Annotated in this window: 14 protein-coding genes and 4 tRNA genes; 3 read left to right on the top strand and 15 right to left on the bottom strand. The window is 60.7% G+C overall.

Going from position 1 to position 15,680, the window contains the following annotated elements:
- Positions 1-20: 20 nt before the first annotated feature.
- From dnaQ to AADW18_RS07780, 4 genes are all read right to left on the bottom strand, one after another.
- On the bottom strand, positions 21-758 hold the full coding sequence (gene dnaQ, locus AADW18_RS07765; RefSeq protein ID WP_337342808.1) for a DNA polymerase III subunit epsilon: 738 nt from the start codon (positions 756-758) through the stop codon (positions 21-23).
- Between the two features lie 18 nt (positions 759-776).
- Positions 777-1,304, bottom strand: a complete 528-nt coding sequence (locus AADW18_RS07770) for a GNAT family N-acetyltransferase (RefSeq protein ID WP_337342809.1) — start codon at positions 1,302-1,304, stop codon at positions 777-779.
- Between the two features lie 3 nt (positions 1,305-1,307).
- A complete protein-coding gene (gene rnhA, locus AADW18_RS07775) occupies positions 1,308-1,760 on the bottom strand; it encodes a ribonuclease HI (protein ID WP_337343292.1) in 453 nt (150 codons plus the stop codon).
- Between the two features lie 61 nt (positions 1,761-1,821).
- Positions 1,822-2,472, bottom strand: a complete 651-nt coding sequence (locus AADW18_RS07780) for a methyltransferase domain-containing protein (protein ID WP_337342810.1) — start codon at positions 2,470-2,472, stop codon at positions 1,822-1,824.
- A gap of 64 nt (positions 2,473-2,536) precedes the next feature.
- Between AADW18_RS07780 and gloB the strand changes: the two genes are divergently transcribed.
- A complete protein-coding gene (gene gloB / locus AADW18_RS07785; RefSeq protein ID WP_337342811.1) occupies positions 2,537-3,316 on the top strand; it encodes a hydroxyacylglutathione hydrolase in 780 nt (259 codons plus the stop codon).
- Positions 3,313-4,587, top strand: a complete 1,275-nt coding sequence (locus AADW18_RS07790; protein ID WP_337342812.1) for a transglycosylase SLT domain-containing protein — start codon at positions 3,313-3,315, stop codon at positions 4,585-4,587. Before gloB ends, AADW18_RS07790 begins: the two co-directional genes overlap by 4 nt.
- A gap of 528 nt (positions 4,588-5,115) precedes the next feature.
- Here the strand turns inward: AADW18_RS07790 and AADW18_RS07795 are convergent.
- The 8 genes from AADW18_RS07795 to tig form a co-directional block, all read right to left on the bottom strand.
- Complete coding sequence (locus tag AADW18_RS07795; protein ID WP_337342813.1) at positions 5,116-7,092, bottom strand: peptidyl-prolyl cis-trans isomerase; 1,977 nt, start codon at positions 7,090-7,092, stop codon at positions 5,116-5,118.
- A gap of 148 nt (positions 7,093-7,240) precedes the next feature.
- A tRNA-Asp gene (locus tag AADW18_RS07800) sits at positions 7,241-7,317 on the bottom strand.
- A gap of 88 nt (positions 7,318-7,405) precedes the next feature.
- Positions 7,406-7,480: transfer RNA gene (locus AADW18_RS07805), tRNA-Val, on the bottom strand.
- Positions 7,481-7,519: 39 nt separating this feature from the next.
- The gene (locus AADW18_RS07810) at positions 7,520-7,792 is read right to left on the bottom strand and encodes an HU family DNA-binding protein (RefSeq protein WP_337342814.1); all 273 of its coding nucleotides are present in this window, start codon (positions 7,790-7,792) and stop codon (positions 7,520-7,522) included.
- 220 nt (positions 7,793-8,012) lie between these two features.
- Complete coding sequence (gene lon, locus AADW18_RS07815; protein WP_337342815.1) at positions 8,013-10,460, bottom strand: endopeptidase La; 2,448 nt, start codon at positions 10,458-10,460, stop codon at positions 8,013-8,015.
- Between the two features lie 179 nt (positions 10,461-10,639).
- Positions 10,640-11,923, bottom strand: a complete 1,284-nt coding sequence (gene clpX / locus AADW18_RS07820; RefSeq protein WP_337342816.1) for an ATP-dependent Clp protease ATP-binding subunit ClpX — start codon at positions 11,921-11,923, stop codon at positions 10,640-10,642.
- Positions 11,924-12,049: 126 nt separating this feature from the next.
- Positions 12,050-12,676 carry an ATP-dependent Clp endopeptidase proteolytic subunit ClpP gene (gene clpP / locus AADW18_RS07825; RefSeq protein WP_337342817.1) on the bottom strand — a complete coding sequence of 209 codons (627 nt, stop codon included), beginning with the start codon at positions 12,674-12,676 and terminating at the stop codon, positions 12,050-12,052.
- 80 nt (positions 12,677-12,756) lie between these two features.
- Positions 12,757-14,049 (bottom strand): trigger factor, encoded by a 1,293-nt coding sequence (gene tig, locus AADW18_RS07830; RefSeq protein ID WP_337342818.1) that lies wholly within the window; start codon positions 14,047-14,049, stop codon positions 12,757-12,759.
- A gap of 45 nt (positions 14,050-14,094) precedes the next feature.
- Between tig and AADW18_RS07835 the strand changes: the two genes are divergently transcribed.
- The gene (locus AADW18_RS07835) at positions 14,095-14,247 is read left to right on the top strand and encodes a hypothetical protein (RefSeq protein ID WP_337342819.1); all 153 of its coding nucleotides are present in this window, start codon (positions 14,095-14,097) and stop codon (positions 14,245-14,247) included.
- Between the two features lie 246 nt (positions 14,248-14,493).
- Here AADW18_RS07835 and AADW18_RS07840 read toward each other — a convergent pair.
- The 3 genes from AADW18_RS07840 to AADW18_RS07850 form a co-directional block, all read right to left on the bottom strand.
- Positions 14,494-14,579: transfer RNA gene (locus AADW18_RS07840), tRNA-Leu, on the bottom strand.
- A gap of 82 nt (positions 14,580-14,661) precedes the next feature.
- Positions 14,662-14,737: transfer RNA gene (locus tag AADW18_RS07845), tRNA-Lys, on the bottom strand.
- Positions 14,738-15,059: 322 nt separating this feature from the next.
- Positions 15,060-15,680: a hypothetical protein gene (locus AADW18_RS07850; protein WP_337342820.1), complete on the bottom strand. Its 621-nt coding sequence runs from the start codon at positions 15,678-15,680 to the stop codon at positions 15,060-15,062.

Genomic DNA, 15,680 nt, shown 5'->3' on the forward strand with positions numbered 1-15,680 from the left:
CCCGCATTCTGTTGCCAGTCCTACATGCCTACTGCGGCGGCGATAAACTCCGGCTCATCCCACAGGCAGGTGCCGCCAGCTTTTTTGCGCAGCTTGGCCAGGCGTGCTTCGTGCGCGGCGAGTTCTTCGGCAGACGGTTGCACGCGTGGGCGCGGGCCGGCCGCGGCAATGGCGAATGCTTGGGTCACCACGACGGTCGTCTGTCCAGGTTCGTCCAATCCTCCAAAACCTATCTCACTCTGGCCCGCGGTCAGGTTCAGATACACATCGCACAGCAGTTGCGCATCGAGCAATGCGCCGTGCAACTGCCGGTGGGTGTTGTCCACGCCCAAACGCTTGCACAGCGCATCCAATGAATTTCTTTGCCCTGGAAAGCGCTGCCGCGCCAGCAGCAGCGAATCCTCCACGCGCACCCGATCCTGCATGCGGCCGTAGTGATCGCCCAATAGCGATAGCTCGTAATTCAAGAAACCTATATCGAACGCGGCGTTGTGAATGATGAGTTCGGCGCCATCGATGAACGCGAGGAATTCATCGGCCACCTCGGCGAACAGCGGCTTGTCGGCCAGGAACTCAAGGCTCAGGCCCGTCACTTCGGCGGCGCCCTGTTCGAACTCCCGCTTGGGATTGAGGTACTGGTGGTACGTACGCCCGGTCGGCCGACGTTCCAGCAATTCGACGCAACCGATCTCGACGACGCGGTTGCCCTTCTTCCATTCCAATCCGGTGGTTTCGGTATCGAGAACGATCTGGCGCATGTGGGGCGGGTTACCTCTCTACTTCTCAAGAACGAACAAATTCACAGGGCTGTCGTCTTCCGACAGCTGCATCATTCTCTCAAACCCGAATCCCAGTTTCTGCAACAACCGAATGGAATCCTCGTTGTCCGGGTTGACGATGGCCATAATGCGCTCCAACGCCAATGAACGACGGGCATGCGCCAACACGGCTCGCGCCGATTCCAAAGCGTATCCCTGGGACCAGAATTCCGGCAGAAACGCGTAACCCAGGTCCGGTCCGTTCAGGCCTTCGCGTCGAACCAGCCCGCACAGACCGGCAATCGCACCGCTGGTTTTTATTTCGACCCGATACAAGCCGTAGCCATAGGCGCGATAGCTGCTGACCGGGCCGTTGGCCATGTAGTGATGCGCGTCGTCAAGACTGCGGACACCGCGATCGCCGATGTTGCGGATGAACGAAGGCTCGTTCAACAAACGCAATATGAAGGCGGCATCTTCGACGGAAGATGCGGATAGTTCCCGCAACCGCAAGCGGTCGGTTTCCAATTGCACAGGCGACTGCATGCTTCAGCCTATGGCCGCGGCCGCACGGAACTTCAGTGCTTCATTGCGGGCCAGCACGTCCACCCGCTCGTTGTCCGGATCGCCGGAGTGACCCCGCACCCAATGCCACTCGATCTGGTGGCGCAGCGTAGCCGCATATAGGCGCTCCCACAGGTCACGATTCTTCACAGGCTCGCCGGCGGCGGTTTTCCAGTTCCGGCGGACCCAGTTGGGCATCCATTCGGTAATGCCTTGGCGCACGTATTGCGAGTCGATGTACAGCGCGATGCTGCAGGGCTCGGTCAGAGCTTCCAGGGCGGCAATTGCCGCCATCAGCTCCATGCGATTGTTGGTGGTCAGTGCCTCGCCTCCGGCCAGCTCGCGTTCGCGCTCCTGATAGCGCAGCAACGCTGCCCAGCCACCCGGCCCGGGATTGCCAAGGCAGGAGCCGTCGGTATGGATACTCACTTGCTTCATGCGGGGTACTTCATGCGGTGCGGCTTCATGCAGGGATGCTTCATGCAGGGATTCTTCTTGTTCATGCAGGTGCGGCATCCGTCCTCCAGGGACGTTGGGCCGGCGATGGGGGGATCAGGGCAGCGACGCGTTTTTCAGCTTCCAGCAGGCAAATGGCGCGCAGACGGCTGGGGGCCGGCCCCATGCCGTCGCTTTTGGTTCGCCAGACCGGGCCCAGATAGCGGATTTCGCGACCCGCCGGCTGCAGGCCTGCGCCCCGGAGTCGCTCGCGCCAGCCCACGGCGTCGTGGATGACCATATCCAGGCCCCGCCAGCGGGCACGGTATGGGCTCCAGGGATTCAGGGTGAACAGCCACAGGTGCCCTCCGGGTTCCAGGACACGTGCACATTCCGCCAGCAGATCATCGTGGCCGGTCTCAAGTGCGTGCTGTAGTACCACCGCACAGATGGCCTCGGTCGGCAACGGCAAAGGAAGATCGCAGCGCACGCTGCCGGTAAAGCCATGTGCCTGCCGGTGTAGCTGGATGCCCCTTGGCGAAGGGCCGGGGGACAGTTCCTGGGCAGCAGGACCAAGCCACAGCCAAGGCTGTGGCGCACGTGCCTTCAGCGCAGCCGCCACCCAAGGCCGCTCCACGGCGAGCAACCGCCCACCGGGGCCGTTCCCGAACCACGTCAGGGCATCGGGTTGACGGCTGAACATAAAGGCAGGCATGTTCGCGATTGTAGAGGACACCGCCCCCGAGCGTCCTTCCCCGTCTCCTGCGAGCACGCCCGGCATGCGTCTGCTAGCCCTTCCTGCATTCGAAGACAACTACATCTGGGCCCTGGTGGACGACGAAGGCGACGCGCTGATCGTGGACCCGGGTGATGCTGCTCCCGTATTGGCCGCTGCTGAACACGGCCTTTGGCCGGCGGCGGTGCTGCTCACCCATCACCATCACGATCATTGCGGGGGCGTGGAGGCACTGCGCCAGCGCTGGCCCACGCTGCCGGTCTTCGCGCCGGAAGATGCGCGCATTCCCCAGGCGACCGAGCGGGTTGGCGACGGCGCAGAGATATCGTTGAAGAACTGGCGGTTTTCGGTACTGGCCGTGCCCGGCCACACCCGCAGCCACGTGGCCTTTCTTGGTGGTGGCGGAGACGGTCAGCCGCACCTGTTCTGCGGCGATACGCTATTCAGCCTGGGCTGTGGGCGGATGTTCGAAGGTACCGCCTCACAGATGTTGGCGTCGCTGGACCGCTTGGCTGCCCTGCCCGGCCAGACCGCAGTGTGCTGCGGTCATGAATACACCCTGGCCAATGCGGCCTTCGCGCGCGTCGCCGATCCCGCCAACGACGCCCGGCGTCGCCGTACCGAGGAAGCCCAAGCCATGCTCAACGCCGGTCGCCCTACCCTCCCTTCCACGCTGGCTCAGGAAGTGGCCACCAATCCTTTCCTGCGAATCGACACCCCCGCCATCCGCGATGCCGTAGCGCACCGCCTGGGTCGCCCACCACAGGATCGCGTGGAGACATTCGCCGAACTGAGGCGCTGGAAAGACGAATTCCGCGTATGAGGCGGCGCCATCTTCTGGTTTGTCTGTTGCTGGCCAGCGTCACGGCGGCCGCGGCTGATGCGCCAGCGCCAGTTTCCGCAACTCCTGACGAGTTGAACATCGCCGTCGATTCGGATGGAACACCCGTTCCGCCTATTGACCCCGCAACAGTTCCGCCGTTTGCACGTCAACGCACCGGGCTGGATATCTACGAGCGCTTTCGCGAAGGTTTGGCCGACCCCAACTGTGACGCAGCGGCCACCGGCGGTCGCTGGGAAAAACAATTCGGGCACGCCCCAGGTCAACTGACGAAACCCAACGACGATTTGCTGCCGCTATTCGGTTATGTGGTCGATGCGCTGCGCGACGCACACCTGCCAACCGAATATGCCCTGATCCCGTTCGTCGAAAGCGGCTACAAACCTGGCGCCCGCAGTGCCAGCGGCCCAGCCGGGCTATGGCAGCTGATCGGCACAACCGCCCGAAACCATGGCGTCCCCATGCACGCCGGCTATGACGGACGTTTGTCGCCGGTCGACTCCACGCAGGCGGCCGTGCGCTATCTGAAGACGCTGCATGGAATGTTCGGCGGCGATTGGCGGCTGGCAGTGATGGCCTACAACGCTGGTGAGTACCGGATACTGCAGTCGATGCGCCGCGCTGGCATGAATGCGCAAAATGCGCGGCCTGCCGAACTGCCTCGCCTGTCCGGCATCACTTATGCCTACGTGGAAAAACTGCATGCGCTGGCCTGCATCTTTCAGCAAGCCGATGACCGCGAAGAATGGCTGCAGCGCCTTGACCGCCCGGTGCCTGTGTTGACAGTGCACCCGCTGCCGAAAGACGCCGCCAGTCTCGAGAGTTGGGCTGCGCGCCAAGGACACGACAGCGGCCTGCTGAGGCGATTGAACCCGGCCTTGGCCGGCAAGTTCAGCCGCAGCGAAAAAACTTTGCGCGTGCTTGCACCAGAAGGTGTGGTGCCCAGCGCATTGATGCAAGCGGACCTGCCCGAGGACAGCGCCTCAGAAAGTATGTCGGTAACAAGCGCATCGACAGAAAGGGCGAACAAAGGGGCTGCCATCACCCCAGCCGCGCTGGGCACTGCCGGCACCGCCAAAGCCGCGCGCACCTCCACCCATCGTTCGCACACGGTACGCAGCGGCGAATCGGCCTGGATCATCGCGAAGCGCTACGGCCTGCCCACCAAACAGTTGCTCACTCGCAACGGACTGAGCGCCAACAGTGTGTTGCGTCCTGGCATGGTGTTGAGCCTGGACGAAGAAGCGCCTTAGAGGCCATGCCGGACCCGGTCCCGCGCGATCTGAAGCAGAATTTGCTCGTATCTCCTTGAGCGCTCCGCCGCCATCGTAGAGCGGAGCTTGCTCCGCTGCGGTTTGTATATCGCCTCCGGAGACGATTAGCCGAACAAGCTCGGCTCTACGTGAACCAACGTGCTGCCTCGGCTGGCGTTGAGCTTGAAGGTTCCGCCGTTCGTAGAGCGAAGCTTGCTCCGCTGCTGTTTGTATATCGCCTCCGGAGACGATCAGCCGAGCAAGCTCGGCTCTACGTGAACCAGCTTGCTGCCTCGCCTGGCATTGAGCTTGAAGGCTCTATCGTCGTTCGTAGAGCGGAGCTTGCTCCGCTGCCGCTATGTCTCGGCTCCGGAGAGGATCAGCCGAGCAAGCTCGGCTCTACAAGAGCGCGATTCATGTCTGCTACGGCTCTGCTTCGCTCGCACAGAACGCTTCGGCGATATCCGGCCTTTAGACAAAAAAAGCCCGGCAATGCCGAGCTTTCTTTGATACCGACATCAAGCTGGTTTACAGGCGATCTTCCATGACATCGATCTTGAAGCGCTTGCGCATTGCATCGATATAGGCCTGGACCGCGCTGTTGCCACCCAGCTGCGCTAATTGCTGTTGCATCATCGTGCGCTGCTCGGCCGGAAGTTCTTTCAGGTCGCCTTCGGTGACCTTCTCGACCGCGAACACCGCGTAGGCGCCGTCGGGCAGCTTGGCTTTGCCCACAGATACCTTGCCTTCTGCCGGACGCTGCGCTGCGAAGATCGCTTCGTTGGCCTCCGGCGTAGGCGCGGGCATTCCACGCTGCATCCCGGGAATCTGGTTGAACTGAAGGTTCTCCGCGGCAGCGATGCTTTGCAGCGTCTCGCCCTTGTTGACGCGCGCCATCAATGCGTCAGCTGCAGCTTCCGCCGCTTTGCTGCGGCGATCGGCGCGAATGGCGGCGATCACCGCGTCGCGTACTTTTGCCAGGGGCTGAGTCTGCTCCGGCGTATGCTGAGTGACCCGTATCACGACGCTATGGGTAGGCGTTAGTTCGATCGGATCGCTCACCGTACCGTCCTGCACCATCGCGTCGGAAAACGCAGCACGCAATACGGCGGGATTTGCGGCGATTCCGACCGGATTATTGCGCGGGAAAGGACCGGCCTTCTGCACTGGCAGACCCACCGCCGTGGCCGCGGATTCCAGTGAAGTCGGGTTCTTCAGCGTCTCAGTAACGACCCGGCCAGCCAAGTCGTTGTAAGCGCGCTCACGCGCGGTATCCATCTGTTCGCGCGCCAGCTCCTCGCGGACTTCCTCATACGAGCGGCCAGCACCCGGCTTGATCCCATTCAACTTCAGCACGTGATAGCCGTAATCGGTTTTCACCGGCCCACGTACTTCACCTGCCTGCATCGAAAACACCGCGTCTTCGAACGGTTTCACCATCGAACCGTCGCGCGCGATCCACGGCAACTCACCACCGGTGTCCTTGGAACCTGGATCTTCGGAGTTGGCACGCGCCAGCGCTGCGAAATCCGCACCTGCTTTCGCCTGCGCGGTTAGTGCCGCGGCCTTCTCTTCGGCTGCCTTCAAGGTGGCTGCATCAGCATCCGCCGGTGCAGCAATCAGGATATGCGCCGCCAAGCGCTGCTCCGGCGACGCGAAGCGGGCCTTCTCATCTTCGTAGCGCTTACGCAAAGCGCCTTCGTCCGGTGTTGTCTCTACCGGCAAGGTATTGCCATCGATCTCAATGTATTCCAGCGCGACGCTTTCGGGTTGTTTGAAGTCGGCGGTGTGACTGTCGTACCACGCTTTTATCTCGGCATCGGTGATCGGCGCAGTGTCTTCTGCCGGCAACGGAAGAGCGGCGATAGCGACATCGCGCGTTTGGCCCAGCAGTTTGAACAACCGATCGGTTTCACCCTGGGTCGTGAAGTCGGAACTGCCGATGGCTTGCGGAATCAGCAGCATGCGCAAACGCTCGCGCTGCTCTTCCTCGAACTTCAGCGGCGTAACCGCGGGCGCCTGCTGCGACAGCAGCATCTGATAGCGCTGAGGATCGAACTTGCCATCGGTCTGGAACGCGGGCTCGCTGCTGATGGCCTGCTGCACCGCTGCGTCGCTGATCGAGATACCCGCACGTTGGGAAGCCAGCGCCAACACCTTCTGGTCTATCAACTGCTCCAGCACCTTGAGCTTGTTCTCCTTGCTTTCGAATTCCCGCGGGTCGAAATTCTCGCCCATAGCTTGGCGCTGCTGCGAGCGCGCCTGCTCGAACTGAGCGCGGAACTCATCCACCGTGACTTCTTCGCTTTCCCACAGCAGCGATACCGGCCACCATTGCGGCGCCGATTCCCACCATTTCGGTGGCGCTTTTACCGTAGCGACGTCATTGGCCGCGCCACCGGTCATGTATTCGTTCACGCCAACGAATGCGAAAGGAACGATCAACAAGCCCAGGATGAGGGTGGCGATCCAGCCAGTGGTCTTATCGCGGAGTTTTTGCAGCATCGGTGCACGCAGCCTGATTTCGTTAAGCCGTGCAGTTTACCGCGCTTCTTCCGTCCTTGCCCGCGCGGCCGTGTCGCTGGTGTGGCGATGATTAACGGGGTAGCCACGGACAGCAAAAAGCCCGCTTTCGCGGGCTTTTTGAGGAAACTGGCGGAGTGGACGGGACTCGAACCCGCGACCTCCGGCGTGACAGGCCAGCATTCTAACCGACTGAACTACCACTCCGCGCTAAGACGAACATTGTACGATTATCCAGGTCGTTTCGGCTATAGCTGCCGAGGACTTTTTTAACCGTGCACCACCCTAAGCAAGATGGTGGGTGCTGAGGGTTTCGAACCCCCGACCCTCTCCGTGTAAGGGAGACGCTCTACCGCTGAGCTAAGCACCCGGGTGCTTGGCCGACGCCAAGGCATCGGCGGCGAGCCAGTTAGTTTACGGCATCCTTCAGGGCTTTGCCAGCCTTGAACGCGGGGTTCTTCGACGCATCGATCTTGATCGTGTCGCCCGTCTTGGGGTTACGGCCGGTGCGGGCGGCGCGCTCGCGGACCTGGAAAGTGCCGAAGCCCACCAGCGTCACGCTGTCACCCTTCTTGAGAGCTTTCGTGATGCTGGAGATGACAGCGTCGACAGCACGGCCAGCTTCGGCTTTGGAAACTTCGGCTTCGTCGGCGACAGCATCGATCAATTCGGATTTATTCATTTAGAAACTCCCTTTGCGGAATAACCGCGGAATGTATAACCGGATCCTGTCGAGCATTATGGTCGTACGAGGATCCGGTCGATTTTGCCGTAGGCGCACGCGCTGTGCGAAGCGCCTTCGGGTGACGCCGTTATACCAGCGGCGAAAATGGCACGCAAGCCGAAAACCCAATAACGGCGCGGGTTTTGCGGCTTTTGCTTATGTGTCGTCCGCCAAACGGTTAATGCTTGACGTCTAGTTGCTGGGATGCTTTGCCCGGCTCTGGCAAAGAGTGTTCCTTCCCACTGCCGGCCGCCGGTACCGTTGGAGAGATCGGCCGCTCCAATGCCAAGTCCAGCACTTCGTCGATCCAGCGCACCGGCACAATCTTCATACCTTCGGTGACGTTGGCGGGAATGTCGGCCAGATCCTTGCGGTTCTCCTCTGGGATGATCACCGTGGTGATGCCTCCCCGCAGTGCGGCGAGCAACTTTTCCTTCAGTCCGCCGATCGGCAACACGCGTCCACGCAAGGTGATTTCACCGGTCATCGCCACATTGGCGTGCACCGGATTCTTGGTCAACGTGGAAACAAGTGCCGTTGCCATCGCGATGCCCGCGCTGGGGCCATCTTTCGGCGTCGCGCCCTCGGGGACATGCAAGTGCACATCATGCTTCTGCAGGAAGTCCAATTCGATGCCGAGGCGCTCCGTGCGTGCGCGCACGACCGACAACGCCGCCGATGCGGATTCCTTCATCACATCGCCCAATTGACCGGTCAGGGTGACGCCGCCCTTGCCTGGCACCAGCGCGACTTCGATCTGCAGCAGATCGCCGCCTACTTCGGTCCAGGCCAAGCCGGTGACCAATCCAATCTCGTTCTGTTCCTCCGCGCGACCATAGTCGAATCGACGGACGCCGGAGTACTTGTCGAGATTCTTGGAGGTGACCTGCACCAGAGGAGTTTTGGCGCCCTTCTTCTTGGCTGGCTTTGGACCGGCCAACGCGATCTCTCTTACTACCTTGCGGCAAATCTTGGCAAGCTCGCGCTCCAGGTTTCGTACACCGGATTCGCGCGTGTAATAACGGACGATATCGCGGACAGCGCCCTCGGAAATCTTCAATTCCTCCGGCTTCAGTCCGTTGGCCTTCAGCTGCTTCGGCACCAGATAGCGCTGGGCAATGTTGAGCTTTTCATCTTCCGTGTAACCCGGGATCCGAATGACTTCCATGCGATCCAACAGCGGGCCCGGAATATTCAGCGAGTTCGACGTCGCCACGAACATCACTTCAGACAAGTCGAGATCGACTTCCAGATAGTGGTCATTGAAGGAATGGTTCTGCTCGGGATCCAGCACTTCCAGCAGCGCCGACGAAGGATCGCCGCGGAAATCCATCGACATCTTGTCGATCTCATCAAGCACGAAAAGCGGATTCTTGCTGCCGGTCTTGTTGAGGTTCTGCACGATGCGTCCGGGCATCGAGCCCACATAGGTTCGGCGGTGACCGCGGATCTCCGCCTCGTCACGCACGCCGCCCAACGACATGCGCACGAACTTGCGGTTGGTCGCCTTGGCGATGCTCTGCCCCAGGGACGTCTTGCCCACGCCCGGCGGGCCGACCAGGCACAGGATGGGGCCCTTCATCTGCTTGACCCGCGACTGCACTGCCAGGTACTCGAGAATGCGTTCCTTGACCTTCTCCAAGCCGTAATGATCATTGTCCAGGGTGTCCTGGGCAACCTTAAGGTCCTTGCGCACCTTGGTGCGCTTCTTCCACGGCACGCCCAGCAGCCAATCCAGATAGTTGCGCACCACGGCGGCTTCGGCGGACATCGGTGACATCTGCTTCAGCTTGTTGAGTTCGTTCTTGGCCTTGGTCTCCACCGGCTTCGGCATGCCTGCCTCGGCGATCTTGCGGGCCAGGTCTTCCAACTCGTTGGGTGCTTCGTCCAGCTCACCCAGTTCCTTCTGGATAGCCTTCATCTGTTCATTGAGGTAGTACTCGCGCTGGCTCTTTTCCATCTGCGACTTGACGCGGCCGCGTATGCGCTTTTCCAGCTGCTGCACATCGATTTCGCCATCAACGAAACCCACCAGCAGTTCCAGCCGTTCGCCGACCTCGATGGTTTCCAGCAGGCGCTGCTTGTCGCTCAAGCGCACACCCAGGTGCGCGGCGATGGTGTCGGCCAGACGGCTGGGTTCATCGATGCCGCTCAGCGTTTGCAGAAGTTCCGGCGGCAGCTTGCGATTGGTCTTGACGTACTGCTCGAACAGGCTCATCAGCGAACGCGCCACCGCTTCGATTTCGCGCGGCTCCCGAGTGTCGCTGGAATCGATCTCCTGGCCCTGCCCATAGAGTGAGCCGTCACGTTCGGCCACGTTGCTCACCTGCACGCGCGCAGTGCCTTCCACCAATACCTTGATGGTGCCGTCGGGCAACTTCAGCAATTGCAGCACCTGCGCCAGTGTGCCGATGGTGTACAGATCCGCCGCTGCGGGGTCGTCGGTCTCAGCCGACTTCTGCGCCAGCAACAGGATGCGTTTGTCCGCTTCCATGGCTTGTTCCAGCGCACGCATGGATTTGTCGCGCCCGACAAAGAGGGGGATGACCATATGCGGGAACACCACCACGTCACGTAGCGGCAGGACCGGCAGGTCGAGAGTTTCGGGTTGGGGACGGCGGGGCATGGGGGGCTCCAGCGATTATGGAATTCGGAAGGCAAAAAACGCCAATGGCCCCGTTATGGGGCCATTGGCGGATGGATGCAAGAGGAATCCTGAAAGCCTTTGAAACTCAGAGATTTACAGACTTGAGAATCTGTGAGGAACAGCCAACAAGTTCGTTACGAACCAGTTACCCGGTCCAGTCACTCTGCAGCGGCAACCTTGGGTGCGGGCGGATTCTGGTAGATCAGGTAGGGCTCGGATTTGTGCTCGATGACAGATTCATCCACTACCACTTTGCCGACGTTCTCAAGTGACGGCAGGTCGTACATGGTGTCCAGCAATACCGATTCCACGATGGTACGCAGGCCGCGCGCACCCGTCTTGCGCTTGAGCGCCTTGCGGGCAATAGCGGACAACGCATCGGGCCGGAACTCCAATTCCACGCCTTCCATGTCGAACAGCTTCTTGAACTGCTTGGTGATGGCGTTCTTCGGCTCCGTCAAAATCTTGACCAATGCGGCCTCGTCGAGCTCTTCCAGCGTGGCGACGACAGGCAGACGACCAACGAACTCGGGAATCAGGCCGAACTTGATCAGATCTTCCGGCTCGACTTCCGACAACACCTTGCCCATCTCGGTCTTGCGCTCGGAGCTCTTCACCTTGGCGCCGAAGCCAATGCCGCTGGCTTCCGTGGAACGCTGCTGGATGATCTTGTCCAAACCTGCGAACGCACCACCGCAGATGAACAGAATGTTCTTGGTGTCCACCTGCAGGAATTCCTGCTGCGGGTGCTTGCGCCCGCCCTGCGGCGGCACACTGGCCACCGTGCCTTCGATCAGCTTCAGCAGCGCCTGCTGCACACCTTCGCCGGACACGTCGCGAGTGATCGACGGGTTCTCGCTCTTGCGCGAAATCTTGTCGATTTCATCGATATAGACAATGCCCTGCTGCGCTTTGTCGACATCGTAGTCGCACTTCTGCAGCAGCTTCTGGATGATGTTTTCCACGTCCTCGCCCACGTAACCGGCTTCGGTCAGCGTGGTCGCATCGGCAATGGTGAACGGCACGTTGAGCAAGCGGGCCAGCGTTTCGGCCAGCAACGTCTTGCCGGAGCCGGTGGGGCCGGCCAGCAGGATATTGGACTTGGCCAGTTCGACCTCGTCATTCTTGCTGCGGCTCTCGATGCGCTTGTAATGGTTGTACACGGCCACGGCGAGCGTGCGCTTGGCGCGCTGCTGACCGATCACGTACTGATCCAGCACTTCCAGGATTTCACGTGGCTTCGGCAGATGGCTGCGGGCAGACTGCGCCTTCTCCTCGAGTTCCTCGCGGATGATGTCGTTGCACAGCTCGACGCATTCATCGCAGATGAACACGCTCGGGCCCGCAATCAGCTTGCGGACTTCATGCTGGCTTTTGCCGCAGAACGAGCAATACAGGATTTTGTTGCTGTCGCCGGAACGGCCCTGACGGTCTTCGCTCATGCTTCGGTTACTCGGTCACCCTGCCCGCCAAACGGGCTTTCGGTCGCAGAATAGCACACGCTCCAGCGTTGTCGCCGGGGCGTGGAATGGGAGGAAAAACGCGAGAAATGGTCCCGCGTCTCGGCATTACGCCGACTGGATGGATTCGTCAGGACGGCGTTCCAGCACTGAATCGACCAGCCCGTAGGCCTGGGCGTCGGCAGCGCTCTTGAAATTGTCGCGTTCGGTATCGCGCTCGATGGTTTCCAGTGCCTGTCCAGTGTGCTTGGCCAGGATTTCATTCAGGCGGGAGCGCAAGGTCAGGATTTCACGAGCGTGAATGTCGATGTCCGTGGCTTGGCCTTGGAAGCCACCCAGCGGCTGATGGATCATGACGCGGGAGTTAGGCAGTGCATAACGCTTGCCCTTTGCGCCTGCAGCCAGCAACAACGCGCCCATGCTCGCAGCTTGGCCGACGCAGATGGTGCTGACGTCTGGCTTGATGTACTGCATGGTGTCGTAGATCGCCATACCCGCCGTGACCACGCCACCCGGCGAGTTGATGTAGAAACTGATGTCCTTTTCCGGGTTTTCCGCTTCCAGGAACAACATCTGGGCCACGATGACGTTGGCGACATGATCGTCGACGCCACCCACCAGAAAGATCACTCGCTCCTTCAACAGGCGCGAATAGATGTCGTAGGCGCGCTCGCCGCGACTGGTCTGTTCGACCACCATCGGCACCAGGTTCAGGGCTCTAGTTGGAATGCTCATTGGTTTCGCGCCTACGTTCGTGGAGTCCGGCCAAGAATAGCCTGACCGGAGTCGGGCCGGGCCACTAGGCCCGGGACCGCTTAGTTCCGGATGGCTTCCTGGAAACTGAGGGCCTGCTCCGTGTGCTGGGCGCGCTCGGCGATCCAATCGATCACCTGCTCTTCCATCACACGGCTCTGCAGACCATTCATCAGTTGGGGGTCGTTGCGATACAACTCAATGACCTGTTCCGGTTCTTCGTAAGTGGACGCGATGAGACGCAGCGTTTCGTTCAGGCGTTTGGGATCCAGACGCAGCTGATTGCGGCGGGCTACTTCACCCACCAGCAAACCGACCAGCACGCGCTTGCGGGCGGCGTCCTTGAAACCTTCGTGCGCGTTTTCGGGGATTTGCACCTGCTGGCCGTTGCGCTGCGCCTGTTCGGCTGCCTGCTGGACCATGGCGCGCGCTTCGTTTTCGACCAAACGGGGCGGCATGTCGACGTGCGAATAAGCGGCAATCAGCTGTTCGCCCACTTCGCGGCGCAGACGGGTCATCAGGGCGCCTTTCAGCTCGCGCTCCAGGTTGGCGCGGATATCGGCACGGAACTGCTCCGGGTCGCCACTCTTCACGCCGAAGCTGCGGATGAAGTCCTTGTCCACTTCCGGCAGTACCGGCTCGGAGACTTCGGTAACCTTAACGTGGACCTGGACTTGACGGCCGGCCAGCTGTGGCACTCGCCAGTCGGCCGGGAAATCCACATCAACGGCTTTTTCTTCGCCCTTGGCCAAGCCCACCAAGGCCTGCTCGATAGCACCGAACATCACGCCCGAACCAATCAGAGTGGCGCCTTTCTCGCTACCTTCGGCCGGCAAACGCTCATCGCCTGCCTGCGACCAGGTTTCCAGCGCCACGCGGTCGCCTTCTTTCGCGCCACGGTCGACGGCCTGGAACGTACGGCGCTGCAGGCGCAGGTTTTCGACCATCTGGTCGATGTCAGCATCGGTCACTTCCGCGGTATGGCGGATGACATTGAGCGCGGCGACGTCGATGTCGCCGAAATCGGGAACCACTTCGAACGTGGCGACGAATTCCAGCTCGCTATCGCCGGCTTTTTCGATGCGCGGGCTGCCGGCCAGCTGCAGCGATTGCTCGCGCACGGCCGAATTGAAGGTTTCGCGCAGCAGACCATCCAAGGCTTCGGCGCGCACTTGCTCGCCATAGCGTTGCTCGATGACCTTGGTGGGCACCTTGCCTGGGCGAAAGCCCTTGATGCGCGCGGTACGCGCAAGCTCGCGCAGGCGTCCGCCGATATGCGTATCCAGGCGATCAGCCGGCAGGCTGAAACTCATGCGACGCTCGAGATTGCCGATCGATTCGACCGAAACTTGCATACTCACTGACTCCTACCGCCCTGGTCTGTGCCACGGCATATGTTGATGATCTGGTTCGCAGGCATGGACAAGGCGCCACGCCGGCGGAACGGGATAGTTTGGCTGATTCTGGGCTTGGCTGCCAGCGTTTGGGCAGGCTGCCGCGATTCGAAAGGTGGGCTGGCTCGCCAGGGCCCAGGCATGGGCGGTCTGGGCTGAACGAGTGCGGTCGCGCTTAACCGATTCGAACAGTGGAGCGCTTGCCGTCGGTCCGGGAATAAAGCGATGCCGCTTGTTCTCGCGCCAGGGTGCGATTCGGCAGGGTTTGGAAAAGCCGATCGCCCAGCATCGCCTGGCGCTAGGGCGCGGTTAGGCGGTCCGCTCGAAAAGCCGGTTGCCCGGCATCGCCTCGCGCTGGGGCGCGCTCATCGCCATGGTTGCCGTGCTTTGGTCGAGGCCCGGGCGTGGTGCGAAAGGCGGGACTCGAACCCGCACGGGGGTTACCCGCTGGAACCTAAATCCAGTGCGTCTACCAATTCCGCCACTTTCGCAGGTGCCGCACATTCTAACCCGGCCTGCCACCGCCCCGCATCCGGCAAAAAAAACGCCCGGGTTACCGGGCGATTTTCTATTTGGTGGGCTGTGAAGGATTCGAACCTTCGACCTATTGATTAAGAGTCAACTGCTCTACCAACTGAGCTAACAGCCCTGAAAACTGGTCGCGTATTCTACGCGTTTATCGCGCTTTGTTACAAACTTCGCCGTGGCGATGTCTTACATCAATGGGGTGCCGTACCCGGCGCGTTCATAACCAGAAGGCTTCTGATACCCCTGCCGCAGCAGGCGATACCCCGCCGGCTAAGGGTGCGAATGGTAAGCCACAGTCAATCGGCGATCAAGCCGGGGTAGCTCGATCAGCACACCGACCCCAAGTCAGAACCGCAGCTCAACCGCCCACCGCCGAAGCCGTACTCATCTACGGATCATAGCCGAGCTAGAAAACTGAACGAACAACGACACCTCTCAACTAACTAGCCTACAGCGATCAACTGGGCGGCCGCCAACAGCTTGTCCCGACAGGTCGCATATACCGTCTGTCCATTACCTGCTCTCGGGTCCGTGTGCGTTAGCAGCGAATATAAGCTAATGCCCGGCTGCGGCGTGCCGGTAATCCTCTGAGCGAGGGCCGCTAGCGCCGCCTGCGTCGTGGAGGTCAGATGAGCGGATGAGTTCCTCATCATCTTGATATCCTGCAGATCTACAACAATCGCAGAAAGATGAGGTTCAAATGGGTAGCCGTGCTCGAAGTAGATGCGAGCAACCTTCCGGACGTTATCAATATTCGCGAAGTCGAAATATCTGTTGATCCCAATAATCATCGCTTGAGCAGCCTGTGCGGTAGGCGGCAACACAAAGCGGTTCGGGGTGGCGCCTGACACCGTTGCACCCCCTGTCATCAACGATATGAAGCATGCCTCAAGAAATGACTCCCAAGCGATGAATAGATTGAGAAATGCCGCTACAGTGATCTGCTCCTGATCACGAGCCGGAAATATTGCGGTGCCGTTGGCATCGGACCGATGAGCATTCGTTATTAGTGCGTCACACTGCTGCGCTTCAGCCTGGAGTTTCGTGAGCGCTGCGCCCGGCAT

It is taken from the genome of Pseudoxanthomonas sp. CCNWLY206-1, from assembly GCF_039710385.1.
In the GTDB taxonomy this organism is placed as follows: Bacteria; Pseudomonadota; Gammaproteobacteria; order Xanthomonadales; family Xanthomonadaceae; genus Pseudoxanthomonas_A.